The following is a 13,117-nucleotide window of genomic DNA, read 5'->3' on the forward strand; positions in this document are numbered from 1 at the left end:
CCAGCGAAGATCAGCGGATGGCGCGGAGGGCGGCGAGCTCGGCTGCGGGGCCGTCGGCCGGCTCCTGGGCCGGCCCGTAGCCTCCGCCCGTGCCGCCGTCGCCCGTGCCGTCGCCGCCCGTGCCGTCGCCACAGCTGACGGGGGCGCTGCGGCCGACGCCCCGGGGGTCGAAGACGACGAGGTCGTAGCGCTTGTTGAGCTCCGCGAAGAGGCCCGGATCGGCGGCGAGGGCCGGTATCCCGGGTGCGCCGGGCCCGCCGAAGTTCAGCAGCAGCGAGCCGATCCGCTTGGCGGCGGGGCCGGTGGCGGGGAGCTTGCCGAGAGCGAGCGCGACGGCGCCCCTTGGCCGGGGCGCCGTAGTCGAGCGGCACGGCGAGGATGCCGCAGCGCATGCCGGCGGGCACGGCCGTCTCGGGGCAGTCACCCCAACGGATCCCGGTGCCGGCGGAGCTCGGGGCGGCGGCGCTCGTGCCTGTGGCGCTCGGGGCGGCGGCGAGGGAGGCGGCCATCAAGGCTGCGGCCGCGACGCCGACGGACACGCGGGCACGGGTACGGGAACGGCCCACTGCACCCTCCTCGGGCGACCCCCGAACCGGTCAGCCCACCATAAGCGGGCCCGGCCCACCCCGCCTCCGGGCCCGAGACCGGCCCCGGCCGCATCTAATCCACTCGGAACCCTGAGAACGCAATGACCTTTTGAGTCAATGAGTGTTCCGGCCCGAGGATTCGAATGTGTTCGTCCAGTGTTTCGCGCCATAGGGGCAACGCGGCGTCGGGTCCTTCTGCGCCTTCCACCAGGCGCGCTACTTGGCGACGCGCATGGAGGGTGTGCAGGTGGTTGGTCGGACCCCAGCACCCGTTTCCTGTCGTCAAAAAGCTTCCGCGCGCGCCCCAGAGCGTCTTCGTGAAACCCCATGGCCGAAAGCCAGGCGACCTCCCGCCCGCGAGCGTAGAGAGTATCGGCGTGATCCGCGCCCAGCACGAAGGTGCGTCGCCTCACAAGTTCCTCGGTGAGGTCGAACGCCTCGGCATACCTGCCGGATTTACCCGTCCACATCGCTATTCTGGCTTCGACGTCCAGGGTGTCTATGTGATCAGGACCCAGCTTCCGTTGGAACCTGCCCAGCAGAGCACGACACTGATCCGCGGCATCAGCTGGCCGGCCCAGCCTTCCGACGGCGTTCGCGATCTGCAGGTGGGTGTCGAGGGTGTCGGGGTGGTCCGTCCCGAGGTGCGATTCACGAAGAGGCAGCAGTTCGCGCATTAACTCGAGGGCTTCGGCCGCCCGCCCTTGTTTCAATGTCAGGTAGGCCAGCTTGGCGTGGGCATCCAGGGTGTCCCGGTTCTCCCTTCCGAGAGACCTTGTGCGGAATTCCCAGATCGACCGTAACTCGATTACCGCCTGGTCGATACGACCCGTCTTCCCCAGGATGACCGCTCTGGCGACATCCGCTGCCGCCAGGCCGGCCCGTGCCGCCAGAGCAAAGGCCCTTTCCGCTCGATCGTGACGGGCATCGAGCAGCGATACCATGCCCATGTCGAGCGCTTCGCGAGGCCTGGCTCGTGTCAGGATCAGATCCCACGACTCGTCCGGAATCACTTCGAGGTTGAGAGTGTCCAGGAAGTAGTCGAAAGCCCGGAGCCCAGTACTCAATTCGCCCACCAGCATGCTGGCACCGGTGTGCCCCAGAGGTCGGAGGGTCCACGCGAGCGCATCCTCCAGCTCTTCCGGCCGCAGCTGAGATCCCCCTCTGTCCCTCAGGTAGATTTCGTGCAGCTGCGTCAAAAGCGCCACGGGTATGGCTTCGTGCATGCCGACGCGACGTACATCCACTGCGGCCAGCACCAGCGCTGCCCCTCGCGGATGAGCACCTGGGGACCAGGCGTTCTTCCACGCTTCGAGAAGCTCCGGACCAGCGGCTAAAACCTCGGCCACGCCGAACGCGTCCGAAGCACTCAGTGCACGGCTGATGCGGCGATCGCCTCTGTAGAACTGGGCTCTTTCGCGCTCAGCCGGCGACCACTTGCGCGGAATACGGATCTTCTTCGCCTGACGGACCACGTCACGTCTGTCACGCCAGACTTCGTAGTCGGCACTGTCGATGACCGCTTCGGCGTGATCACCGAATCGGTCGTACTCGGGTGTTCGCATGGTGGCGACGATCGTCGATCCGCTTTCCAGCATTCGACTCAGGGCGGAAGATGTCAGCCCTCCCGGGCCGAGGAACCGTTCCAGATCGTCGAGCCAGATCAGATAGCGCCTACGCATGTTCAGCGCACCGATCAGGCTGGAAATACCGTCCCGATTCCGAGGGCTCAGCAGGAAATGGTCCGGTGCCAGCAGCCGTGCGGCCTCGAAAGCGGATCGCGTTTTCCCGGCTGTCGATTCTCCCACCAGGAGGACGAAGCCTCCGCTCCGGACCGCCGCATGCAGGTCTGTCTCGATGTCGCGAGGGACGTAGGGAAGAGCGTTCCAGTTCCTTGCCGTGTAATCTCCGTCTTCATGCTGGTACGGATGGATTCCGACCAGCACTGGATCCTGAACATCCCGAACACGGGGCAGACTTCCGCGTGAATTCTTCGTCAGGAGGCTGGTCGCCGCACGATCTCGTTCATGGCGCCTATTGCTCAGCGCGGACTCGTTCCTCGCCGCGGCACCACTGCACAGGGCGAGGAATGTGGCACCCACCATCCCGGCTTGCGCTGCCGGTAACCACGATCCCGCGATGAGCCCGGCCGCGCTGCCTATGATCGCGAATATCGTGAACTTGATCCACAGGCCGCATCGAAACCAAAGGTTACGCACGTTCGCAGCCCCCTGTGCTCCAAGACGTCGTGGCCCATGCCTACCTCCGGCCGGTGGTCGTTACACCCCGGCCACGGCCAGGGAGCCGTCAGGGGCGGCGGTACAGGGACTCGATCTCGGCCGCGTAGTCCCGGGCGACAACGCCCCGCCTCAGCTTCAGCGACGGCGTCAAATGCCCCCGCTCCTCCGTGAAATCCCCCACCAGCACCGCGAAGCGCCGTATCGACTCCGCCCTCGACACCAGCCGGTTCGCCTCGTCCACCGCCCGCTGGAGGTCGGCCCGCAGTTCCTCGTCCCCGACCAGCTCCCCGATCGGCACGCGCAGCTTCTTCCGCATCTGGCGCCAGTGCTGCAGCCCCTCCGGCTCCAGAGTGATCAGCGCGGTCACGTACGGCCGGTTGTCGCCGACGACCATGCACTGGCCGACCAGCGGGTGGGCCCGTAGCCAGTCCTCCAGCGGCGCCGGGGCGACGTTCTTGCCGCCGGAGGTGATGATCAGGTCCTTCTTGCGGCCCGTGATGGTCAGGTACCCGTCCGCGTCGAGCTCGCCGATGTCCCCCGTGGCCAGCCACTGGTCCCCGCCCGCCGGCGGGCCGTTCCAGTACCCCGCGAACACGTGCGGCCCGCGCAACAGCACCTCCCCGTCGTCCGCGATCCGCACCGCCGTCCCCGGCAGCGGCCAGCCCACCGTCCCCAGCCTCGGCCGCAGCGGAGGGGTGACGGTCGCGGCCGCCGTCGTCTCCGTGAGCCCGTAGCCCTCGAAGACCTCGATGCCCGCGCCGGTGTAGAAGGCGGCGAGGCGCCGGCCGAGCGGGGAACCGCCGCTCAGGACGTACCGCACGCGCCCGCCCAGCGCCGCCCGGATCCGCCGGTAGACGAGGGGGTCGTACAGCGCCCGCGCCGCCCGCAGTCCGAGGCCCGGGGACTTGCCCTCGACGACCTCGCCGAAGGCCCGCGCGATCTTGGCGGCCCGGTCGAAGGAGTTGGCGCGCCCCATCCGCTCGGCGGTCGCCCGCGCGGTGTTGTAGACCTTCTCCAGGACGTACGGGATCGCCAGCAGGAAGGTCGGCCTGAAGCCGGCCAGGTCGGCGAGCAGGTCCTCGCTGCGGATGCTCGGCGCGTGCCCCAGCTTCACCCGCGCCCGCAGGCATCCGACGGCGACCATCCGCCCGAAGACGTGAGAGAGCGGCAGGAAGAGCAGGGTCGACGCCGGGTCCTTGCTGACCGATTTGAAGACGGGGTGCAGCAGCTCCACCGAATTGTCGACCTCGGCGAAGAAGTTGGCGTGCGTCAGCACGCACCCCTTGGGCTGCCCGGTCGTCCCGGAGGTGTAGATCAGCGTCGCGACCGACTCCGGCCCGCACCCGGCCAGCCGGTCGCGCACGACCTCGTCGGGCACGTACCGGCCGGCCGTGACCAGCCGGGCAACCGCGCCGGTGTCGAATTCCCACAGGTGCCTCAGCCAGGGCAGGTTGGGCCGTTCCGCGCTGATGATCCGGGCCTGCGCGGTGTCCTCCACCGCGCACGCCACCGCTCCCGAGTCCTGGATGATCCAGCGCGCCTGGATCGCGGAGGAGGTCGGGTAGATCGGGACGGTGACCAGCCCGGCCGCCCAGCCCGCAAAGTCCAGCAGCGTCCACTCGTACGTCGTCCTCGCCATGATGGCCAGCCGGTCACCCGGCCGCAGGCCCTCGGCGATCAGCCCTTTCGCGACGGCGAGCACTTCGTCGGCGAACTCGGCCGCCGTGACGTCCCGCCAGGTCCCGTCGCGGTCCTTGCGGGCGAGGACGGACTCGTGGGGGGCCTCGCGGGCGTTGTCGAAGGGGATGTCCCCGAGGGAGCCCCGCTGCGGGGGCGCCACCAGCGCGGGCACCCACACCTCGCGCACCCGCCCGTCGATCACGGTCTTGCCGGGCTCGACGGGCTTGACGACCCTCACCAGGCTCGATTCGGCGCTCACGGCGTGCCCTCCTCGGTCGGACGCAGCGTTACCGCTGTTACCGCCGGTAATTTACTTAGCGGTAACTGTGCCTGAACACCCCCGTGCCCGTTTTTTCACCGATGCTCCACGCGGCCCCTCGTCTCGGCGGGTAACCAGTGGACAAAGATCGCCGGTTCGGCAGAATGGCCGGATGACCGAATCAGACCCCAGGGCCGACCTGCACTTGTATCTGCAGTCCGCCCGCGACGCCCTGCTGTGGAAGATCGAAGGGCTCTCGGAGTACGACGCCCGCCGCCCCCACACGCCGACCGGCACCAACCTCCTGGGCATGGTCAAGCACGCGGCCGGCGTGGAGCTGGGCTACCTCGGCGACACCTTCGACCGGCCGTCCGGCGAGCCGCTGCCCTGGCTCGATGACGGCGCCGAGCCCAACGGGGACATGTGGGCCACCGCCGACGAGTCGCGCGAGCACATCGTGGACCTGTACCGCCGGGCGTGGGCACACGCGGACGCGACGATCGACGCGCTGCCGCTGGACACGGTCGGCACGGTGCCGTGGTGGCCGAGCCACGACAACAAGGTGACGCTGCACCACGCCGTGGTCCGAGTGATCGCCGACACGCAGCGGCACGCCGGCCACGCCGACATCATCCGCGAACTCATCGACGGCGCCGTGGGGATGAACAAGGGCAACAACAGCATGCCGCCGGGCCACCCGTCCTGGTGGGAGGACTACCGCGACCGGCTGGAGCGGGTGGCCCGCGAGGCCGACCCCGACACTTCCGGCTCCCGCGATTGAGGTCGGGACGTGCCGGCCCGCCGGGTCGGCCGGTGGCGCAGGTCAGGCCTTCGCAGCGGCACTCGCCCCGGGCGGGCGCACCATGAAGACGTCGATCGGGTCCTGGGCTTCCACGACGAATCCGTGGCGCTCGTAGAGCCGACGGGCAGCACTGCCCTGCAAGACGTTCAGACCCACGGTCATACCCTGCGCGTCCGTCCGCCCCAGCACCGTGCGCAGGACAGCGGATCCGAGCCCTCGGCCCTGACAGTGCGGAGCGAGGTAGAAGTGCTCCAGCCACTGCCTGCCCTCGCTGGGCCGGACCGTGACGCATCCTGCGAGTTCGCGGTCGATCATGATGATCGACGTGTGCTGCATGGAGAGGGAATCCCGCAGCCGCTGCCGCACCCGGTGCTCGTCGTAGCGCCCAAGGCGTTCCAGGTCCGCACGCATGACCGTGGCCCGCAACTCCGCGATCACCTCTGTGTCGGCTTCCACCACAGAACGCAGCACCCAGCCCGTGGCCTGCGCCGACGTGGCCCGTGCAGGCACCACCAGGTCAGATTGCGCCCCCATCCCCGTCACCCCCAGCATCCATGACCGGAGTATCTCAGCCTCGATCGCGGACCGAGTCGTCAGCCCATCGGGGCCGGGAGGGGGCGGTCGGCCGCCTGCTGGTAGACCGCCCTGACGGGGCCCTCAGGCGGCGGCCGCGCTCTCCTCGGCGGGCGGGCAGGTACGGCAGCGGCCCGGCTCCGGGGCCCGGAAGGCCCGGTCGCAGCCGTCGCAGTTCTGGAGCGGATCCGGGCGCCGACCGGCCGCCCCACCGGCCACCGCGGCAGCGACCGCCACCCGGACCGGCGGCAGCGGCGGCGGGATCAGGGACCCCAGCCGGTACTCCAGCACGGAGGCCGCGCTGCGCAGGGGTTCGGGGAGACCGGCGGACAACGCCCGCTCGATTCCGCCGGGTTCCACACCCCGCGCCAGCCAGGCCGACACCCCGGGCGCGAGCCGCGCGACGTCCCGTTCGGACAGCAGCAGCCGAGGATCGTGGCGCCGCAGCCCGGCGAGCAGCGCGGCGGCCTCCGAGGGTGGAGCCGGGTCCGGGTCCGGCTCCGGCTCCGGCGCGGCCTCGACGGCCGGGTCCGGCCCCCGCTCTCCCGGCTCCGGTGCGGGCTCATCGCGTACGCGCACCTCGCCGTCCGGCGGCGACGGCGCAGGCGTGCGCGACGGCGGAGGCCCGCCCGAGGTGGCACCGGGCTTGTTGTACGAGTACGTTCGCGTCACCACGCGCCCGCCCTCCAGCCGTTCGCGACGCCGCTCCAGGTAGCCGTGCCGCTCCAGCTCCCGCAGGGCGGCCCCGAGCCGGATCTCCCCTTCCGGGAACCGCTCGGCGAGCGCCTTGATGCCGACGGGCGCGCCGTCGGGCAGCGACTGGATGTGGGCCGCGACTCCGATCGCCGTCGCCGACAGCCGAGGGTGCTGGAGGAGGTGGTTGCCGATCACGGTGTAGTGACTCGTGTGCCACGTGTTGACGTGGATGACACCGGATCGGGGGGTCCCGGGCCCAACTCGGGACGAGGCGCGCGAGGGCGCGCTAGGCTGCTCAAGAGCCATAGGGAAGGTGCTACTTCCTGCTTGGTCAGGCCCTCGACCGGGATTGCAGTCCCGCCGGGGGCCGTCTCATGTCTGCTGTTGTCGTCGGGGCGAGCATATGCCAGCGAACCGGTGGCAAATCCAGCTCAGTTGGCACAGTTCACCCGACCGAGCGACACGGGCCGGACGCGGGCAGGTGGGGTTGGGTCGGTTGGTTTTTTCTCCCGGTTCTTTGGTCTTTATGCGTCGAGGCGGGCCGGATCACGGACCCCCGCGACCCGGGCCCCGAGGCAGACCTCCGCCCACACCGCCTTCCGCGGAGCCGGCCCTTCCCGGACCCCCCAACGATCCGCGAACGCGGCGACCAGTACGAGCCCCCGACCCGCGTCGTGGATCCGCGGGACCCGGTCACCGCGGGGGTCGGTCACCTCGATGAGGAGCACTCCGGGAGTGACGGAGAGCGTCAGCCCGAAGTCCCGCCCGGGGACCCGCCCGTGGGTTACGGCGTTCACGGCGAGTTCCGCGACGATCTGCGCGGGTTCCTCCAAAGGGAGCCCCCAGGAGCGAAGTTGCTCGACGGCGAGCATGCGCCCGAGACGAGCCCCGCGCGGGGTGGCGGACAGCTGGACGTGGAAGTCGACGAGTTGAGTCATCACGTCACTCAGCGTGGCCATCCGTGCGTACCGTGAGAAGCGGCAACGCCCTTACGTCCCGGGTTTGTCCGGTGCTTGTCCAGCCCTGTCGCGGCTGTCCGGTACCGCCTCACGGGTACGGGGCGCGCAGGACATCGGCTCGTCGGAGGTGGGCGCGCATGAGCGTGGACAGTGACGGTACGGAAGACGCGGGCTGGGACGTCGATCCCGAGGACGACCAGGGAGTCGCGGTCCTGGCCGCGCTCGGCCGCCAGCTCAGGGCGTGGCGGGAGGAGGCGGGCATCCGCGCGGCCGACCTCGGCACGGAACTCGGGTACGGCGAGGACCTCGTCCGCAAGGTCGAAGCGGGAAAGCGCATCCCCCGCCCCGAGTACCTGGACAGGGCGGACGAGGCGCTGCGGGCGGGCGGGAAGATCGCCGCGATGAAGGCGGACATGGAGCAGGTCCGCTACCCGAAGAAGATCCGGGACCTGGCGAAGCGGGAGAGTCAGGCAGTGGAGATCGGGGCCTACCGCGTCCACGGAATACACGGCCTCCTACAAACAGAAGACTACGCCAGGGCGCTCTTCGAGATGCGGCAGCCCACCTACACCCAGGACGAGGTCGAGCGTTACGTGGCTGCCCGCCTGGCCCGACACAGCGTATTCGCGCGGGAACCCGCCCCGTCACTCAGCATCGTCCAGGAAGAGGTGACGCTGCGTCGCCCGATCGGAGGCACAATAGTGTGGCGCCGACAGCTCGAACACCTGCTGGGGCTATGCCAGTTGCGCCACATGGCCCTCCAGGTAATGCCGACCGACCGTGAGGTGCACGCAGGCATGGATGGTGGGATCGAAGTGCTGAAGTTCGGAGATGGTGAGGCGGTGGGTCGTTCGGAAGGCGCCTACGCCGGACGTCCGGTCTCCGACCCCCGGCAACTCCGGATCCTTGAGCTGCGCTATGGCATGATCCGAGCCCAGGCGCTGACGCCCCTGGAGACGCAGGGCTTCATCGAGCAACTGCTGGGAGAGACATGATCGACAACCCCGAGCTGCACTGGTTCAAGAGCAGCTACAGCGACGGCAGCGAAGGCGACTCCTGCGTCGAGGTGGCCACCACCCCCGCCACCATCCACGTCCGCGACTCCAAGGACACCCAGCTCCCCCACCTCGCCTTCGCGCCCCGCGCATGGGCCGGATTCGTAGCGCACGCCTCCGACAGCTGAAGCAAAGGGGGGCCTTCCGCCCCGTCGTCGATCTCGGGGTCAGGGGAGCGGTACCGAGAGTGTGGCTCTTGACCCTCACGTGACGTCAGGCCTCATAGTCGGTGCCGTGGAGGATCACTGGACCGTAGGACGCGTCGCCGAGCTGGCCGGCGTGAGCGTCCGCACGTTGCATCACTATGACGAGATCGGCCTCGTCCGGCCGTCGGCACGTACCGCGGTCGGATACCGGGCCTATTCGGCGGGCGACGTGGAGCGGTTGCGGGAGGTGCTGGCCTACCGGCGGTTGGGCTTCGGGCTGCGGGAGGTTGCGGAACTGGTCGGCGACCCGTCCAGCGACGCGGTCGCGCACCTGCGCCGACTGCGCGGCCTGCTGCTGGAGCGGCGTGATCGCGCCGACGCCATGGTGGCGGCCATCGACAGAGAACTTGAGGCACGGGCGAAGGGACTGGACGTGACACCGGAGGAGCAACTGGAGATGCTCGGTCCCCGGCTCTACGACGCGATCGGAGGCGCCTACACCGCGACGCGGCGTACCGAGCCGCGGATCGCCGCGCAGATCTGGGACGCGCTCGGGGACGCGCAGACGGTGCTGAACGTCGGGGCCGGCACCGGCTCCTACGAGCCTTCCGATCGCGACGTGATCGCGGTGGAGCCGTCGGCGGTCATGCGGGGGCAGCGGCCTGCCGCCTCGGCGCCGTGCGTGGCCGCCGCGGCGGAGAGCCTGCCGTTCGAGGACCACTCCTTCGACGTTGCGATGGCCGTCTCCACCGTTCACCACTGGGGGGACCCGATAGCGGGGCTGCGAGAGATGCGGCGCGTGGCCCGCCACGTGGTGGTACTCACGTTCGACACCGACGAGCCCGGATGGCAGGACCGGTTCTGGCTCACCCGCGACTACCTGCCCGAGTTCGCCGCCGTCCTCACAGAATTTCCCTCACTCGCTTCGATGGCCGACGCGATCGGCGCCCGCACTGAGCCGGTGCCCATCCCGTGGGACTGCGCTGACGGCCTGTTCGAGGCGTACTGGCGCCGCCCGGCGGCGTATCTGGAGGATCACGTGCGCCGCGCGATGTCGGTGTGGACGAGGGTCGGGGCGGAGGCCGAGCAGCGAGCGGTACGAGACCTCGGCGACGACCTCGGATCCGGCCGCTGGGCCGAGCGCAACAGCGGTCTCGCCGACCTCGAAGCGGCAGATCTCGGCCTCCGCCTGCTCATGACTTGAACCGCGTCGCAGCGTCAGCCTCGCGTGCGGTCTTCGGTCGAACGGGACGTTGAGCGGACGCAACGCAGCCCCCGCCCGGACGGGGGCGGGGGCTGCGGCGGTTGAGCGGCGGGCCTCAGGCGGAGACGAGGACCTTCCCCTGGTCGGTGTCCGCGCCGGTGGCCGGGGCGGCCGGGGCCGGCTCGTCCAGGAGGGACGAGGAGGCGGTCGCGTACGCAACCTTGTCCAGGATGCCCTCTCGCGCCGCAACCAGGACGGGTGTTACGACCTGGCCGGCCACGTTGGTGGCGGTGCGCATCATGTCCAGGATCGGGTCGATCGCCATCAGCAGGCCCACGCCCTCCAGCGGGAGGCCCAGCGTGGAGAGGGTCAGGGTCAGCATGACCGTGGCGCCCGTGAGGCCGGCCGTGGCGGCCGAGCCGACGACCGAGACGAAGGCGATCAGCAGGTAGTCGGTGATGCCGAGCTGCACGTCGAAGATCTGCGCGATGAAGATCGCGGCGAGCGCCGGGTAGATGGCGGCGCAGCCGTCCATCTTCGTGGTGGCCCCGAAGGGAACGGCAAAGCTCGCGTACTCCTTCGGGACGCCGAGGCGCTCGGTGACCTTCTGGGTGACCGGCATGGTGCCGACCGACGAGCGGGAGACGAAGGCCAGCTGGATGGCCGGCCAGGCGCCCTTGAAGAACTGGAGCGGGTTGACCTTGGCGACGGTCCAGAGCAGCAGCGGGTAGACGCCGAACATCACGAGCGCGGAGCCTACGTACACGTCGACCGTGAAGGTCGCGTACTTGCCGAGCAGGTCCCAGCCGTACGTGGCGATCGCGGTGCCGATGAGGCCGACGGTGCCGAGCGGGGCGAGGCGGATGACCCACCACAGGGCCTTCTGGAGCAGCTCCAGCACGGACTCGGCGAGGTTCAGCACCGGCTGCGCCTTGCTGCCCAGCTGGAGGGCGGCGATACCGGCGACGGCGGCGAGGAAGACGATCTGCAGGACGTTCAGCTCGGTGAACGGCGTGATGATGTCCTTCGGCACGATGCCGGTCAGGAAGTCCAGCCAGGACCCGTGGCGCTTCGGCAGCTTGCCGTCCTGCGGGGTGAGGCCGGTTCCGGAGCCCGGGTTGGTGAGCAGGCCGATGGCGAGGCCGATGGCCACCGCGATCAGCGACGTGATCATGAACCAGAGCAGCGTGCGCGAGGCGAGCCGGGCGGCGTTGTTCACCTTCCGCAGGTTGGTGATCGACACCAGGATGGCGAAGAAGACGAGCGGGGCGACGGCCAGCTTCAGCAGCTGGACGAAGATGTCGCCGATCTGTTCGAGGGTGGTGCCGAGCCAGCTGACCTCCTGGCTGCGGGAGATCCAGCCGAGCAGCACGCCGAGCACGAGGCCGGTGACTATCTGGGCCCAGAAGGGGAACTTGAACGAGGGCTTCGCCTTGGCGGGGGCCTGGGCGGCAGGGGTCTGCGGTGACGCGGACACGGACACTCTCCGGGTGGTTCTGCGGTGGGGTGGTGGTGCGGTGCGGCAGCACCCGGAAACGTAGAGCCGGGCGGGCGGGACCGCTGCTGTGCCAGGGCTGGTCGCGGGACTCAGCGACAACAGCAACAGGCCGCGGACACGCGGCGGCAGAGGTCGACGTGCAGGCGCGCCACGAGCGGAACGCTCGTGGTCATCAGGTGCGCGGCTGCGGTCGACATGTTGAACACGCTAACACCTCTCCTTTGAGAATCCCAAAGGGTCCCTTTGAGTTGGTGGCAGCCGGAGCCCCCGCACTTCCCGCGCCCCAACCCCGCCAGACCTCCCGAAACGCCGAAAGCCCCGGCATCACGGGTGGTTGACCCGGTGCTGGGGCGTTTCGGTATGTGATGAAGCAGACGGGGCGCGGCCCGCTCCTACCGGCTGACGCGCGCGGCGTCGCCCTACTGGCTGACGCGCGCGGCGTCGTCGGCGCCGTCCTCCTGGTTGCGGTTCGCGGCGAGCTTCTCCTTCGCACCCGCGACGCGTCCGGAGATGGCCACGGACATCTCGTCGCGCTGCTTGCGCAGCAGGACGAAGGAGAGCGGGGCGGAGAGCACGAGGGCGAGCAGCACGACCCAGACGAAGTTGGCGTCGCCGAGACCGGCGGGCACCCACCGCAGCCGGACCAGACCGGCGACCAGGACGAGGCACCCGACGAAGATCCCCAGACGCATCGCGGTGTATCGGATCGTCGCGCTCGGCTTGAGGGACACGGTGACCCCTGCTCTCTTCTCGTCTGTTCGCCGCTTGTACGTCGGCTCGTGCCCGTCCAGTGAAGCACGTCCGCCCCCGGCTCCGGCCCCTCGGGGTCGCGGCCGCGGCAGCCCCGCAGGTCAATGCAGCGGCAGCATGAGGGTGATGTCGTCACGGTCGTCGCCGGGGGCCACGCGGACGGCGCCGGGGACGCGGCCGACCTCCTTGTAGCCGCAGGCCCCGTAGAAGTGCTCCAGGCCCGTCCCGCCGCGGCAGCCGAGGCGGATCGCCTCGATGCCCTCGATCGTGCGCGCCGCGTCGGCCACGGCGGCCATCAGCGCGCGGCCGGAGCCGCCGCCCTGGAGGGCCGGGTCGACCATCACGGTGTAGACCCAGACCCAGTGCCGCTGCAGCCGGTGCTGGTTGGGGGTGATGACGGCGGTGGCGCGGACCCGCCCGCCGGCGTCGCACCCGACGAGCAGGCGACTGCGCCCCTCGGCGGCCGCGGCGAGGAGCTTGTCCAGTTCGGGGCGGATGTCGTCCACGGTGACCGGCGGTACGAAGCCGACGGCGCCCCCGGCGTTGGACACGCCGGTCCACAGCGCGGCGAACTCCTCGACCAGCGCGGGATCGACGACAGGGTCCAGGGCATAGGTGAGGGCCGTAAGGGTCATGAATGAAGATTAGCCATTACCTGCCGGGTCGGC

At 69.9% G+C, this 13,117-nt stretch carries 13 protein-coding genes; 4 read left to right on the forward strand and 9 right to left on the reverse strand.

Going from position 1 to position 13,117, the window contains the following annotated elements:
* Nucleotides 1-10: 10 nt before the first annotated feature.
* From J7F03_RS02975 to J7F03_RS02985, 3 genes are all read right to left on the reverse strand, one after another.
* Entirely contained in the window at nt 11-424 is a 414-nt protein-coding gene (locus J7F03_RS02975; protein ID WP_214947048.1) for a hypothetical protein, read from the reverse strand.
* Between the two features lie 84 nt (nt 425-508).
* Nucleotides 509-2,533, reverse strand: a complete 2,025-nt coding sequence (locus tag J7F03_RS02980) for a tetratricopeptide repeat protein (protein ID WP_214947049.1) — start codon at nt 2,531-2,533, stop codon at nt 509-511.
* Nucleotides 2,534-2,894: 361 nt separating this feature from the next.
* Entirely contained in the window at nt 2,895-4,745 is a 1,851-nt protein-coding gene (locus J7F03_RS02985) for an AMP-dependent synthetase/ligase (protein WP_308378997.1), read from the reverse strand.
* A gap of 193 nt (nt 4,746-4,938) precedes the next feature.
* Between J7F03_RS02985 and J7F03_RS02990 the strand changes: the two genes are divergently transcribed.
* Nucleotides 4,939-5,547 carry a DinB family protein gene (locus J7F03_RS02990; protein ID WP_214947051.1) on the forward strand — a complete coding sequence of 203 codons (609 nt, stop codon included), beginning with the start codon at nt 4,939-4,941 and terminating at the stop codon, nt 5,545-5,547.
* A gap of 42 nt (nt 5,548-5,589) precedes the next feature.
* On the opposite strand, the gene J7F03_RS02995 is transcribed toward J7F03_RS02990, so the two are convergent.
* From J7F03_RS02995 to J7F03_RS03005, 3 genes are all read right to left on the reverse strand, one after another.
* A complete protein-coding gene (locus J7F03_RS02995) occupies nt 5,590-6,102 on the reverse strand; it encodes a GNAT family N-acetyltransferase (protein ID WP_374104257.1) in 513 nt (170 codons plus the stop codon).
* Nucleotides 6,103-6,225: 123 nt separating this feature from the next.
* On the reverse strand, nt 6,226-7,032 hold the full coding sequence (locus J7F03_RS03000; RefSeq protein ID WP_308378975.1) for a helix-turn-helix domain-containing protein: 807 nt from the start codon (nt 7,030-7,032) through the stop codon (nt 6,226-6,228).
* Nucleotides 7,033-7,361: 329 nt separating this feature from the next.
* Nucleotides 7,362-7,796: an ATP-binding protein gene (locus J7F03_RS03005; RefSeq protein ID WP_214947054.1), complete on the reverse strand. Its 435-nt coding sequence runs from the start codon at nt 7,794-7,796 to the stop codon at nt 7,362-7,364.
* A gap of 137 nt (nt 7,797-7,933) precedes the next feature.
* Here J7F03_RS03005 and J7F03_RS03010 point away from each other — a divergent pair, with 137 nt between their 5' ends.
* The 3 genes from J7F03_RS03010 to J7F03_RS03020 all read left to right on the forward strand — a co-directional run bounded on the left by J7F03_RS03010 (nt 7,934) and on the right by J7F03_RS03020 (nt 10,201).
* A complete protein-coding gene (locus J7F03_RS03010; protein WP_214947055.1) occupies nt 7,934-8,791 on the forward strand; it encodes a helix-turn-helix transcriptional regulator in 858 nt (285 codons plus the stop codon).
* Entirely contained in the window at nt 8,788-8,979 is a 192-nt protein-coding gene (locus J7F03_RS03015) for a DUF397 domain-containing protein (RefSeq protein WP_214947056.1), read from the forward strand. The genes J7F03_RS03010 and J7F03_RS03015 overlap by 4 nt, the downstream gene beginning before the upstream one ends.
* A 106-nt stretch (nt 8,980-9,085) precedes the next feature.
* Complete coding sequence (locus J7F03_RS03020; protein WP_308378976.1) at nt 9,086-10,201, forward strand: MerR family transcriptional regulator; 1,116 nt, start codon at nt 9,086-9,088, stop codon at nt 10,199-10,201.
* A gap of 115 nt (nt 10,202-10,316) precedes the next feature.
* Here the strand turns inward: J7F03_RS03020 and J7F03_RS03025 are convergent, their stop codons facing one another.
* The 3 genes from J7F03_RS03025 to J7F03_RS03035 form a co-directional block, all read right to left on the reverse strand.
* The gene (locus J7F03_RS03025) at nt 10,317-11,678 is read right to left on the reverse strand and encodes a dicarboxylate/amino acid:cation symporter (RefSeq protein WP_308378977.1); all 1,362 of its coding nucleotides are present in this window, start codon (nt 11,676-11,678) and stop codon (nt 10,317-10,319) included.
* Between the two features lie 440 nt (nt 11,679-12,118).
* A complete protein-coding gene (locus J7F03_RS03030; protein ID WP_308378979.1) occupies nt 12,119-12,430 on the reverse strand; it encodes a DUF4229 domain-containing protein in 312 nt (103 codons plus the stop codon).
* A gap of 120 nt (nt 12,431-12,550) precedes the next feature.
* Nucleotides 12,551-13,084 (reverse strand): GNAT family N-acetyltransferase, encoded by a 534-nt coding sequence (locus J7F03_RS03035; RefSeq protein WP_214947059.1) that lies wholly within the window; start codon nt 13,082-13,084, stop codon nt 12,551-12,553.
* Nucleotides 13,085-13,117 lie beyond the last annotated feature (33 nt).

Origin of the sequence: Streptomyces sp. ISL-43, from assembly GCF_018614195.1 — a bacterium.
Lineage (GTDB): Bacteria > Actinomycetota > Actinomycetes > Streptomycetales > Streptomycetaceae > Streptomyces.